The organism is Janthinobacterium rivuli (assembly GCF_009208735.1).
Classification (GTDB): domain Bacteria; phylum Pseudomonadota; class Gammaproteobacteria; order Burkholderiales; family Burkholderiaceae_D; genus Janthinobacterium.
Genome location: NZ_WFLJ01000116.1, coordinates 1 through 217, shown reverse-complemented (window position 1 = coordinate 217; position 217 = coordinate 1). Strand labels below are relative to the sequence as shown.

Annotated in this window: 1 rRNA gene; it reads left to right on the top strand. The window is 44.2% G+C overall.

Going from position 1 to position 217, the window contains the following annotated elements:
- Nucleotides 1–108: 108 nt before the first annotated feature.
- A 23S ribosomal RNA gene (locus GCN78_RS29190) occupies nt 109–217 on the top strand; the annotation flags it as partial.

Genomic DNA, 217 nt, shown 5'->3' with positions numbered 1-217 from the left:
AATCGATGGGTAATGATTGTATGTATCAACAAACAAGCAACAACGTTGTACTTTCTTATCCCTGTAGCGCTCTTTGATTATTTAGGTAATCAGAGGCTAACGTTATAGGGACAAGCGAATAAGTGCACATGGTGGATGCCTTGGCGATTACAGGCGATGAAGGACGTAGTAGCTTGCGATAAGCTGCGGGGAGTGAGCAAACACACTTTGATCCGCA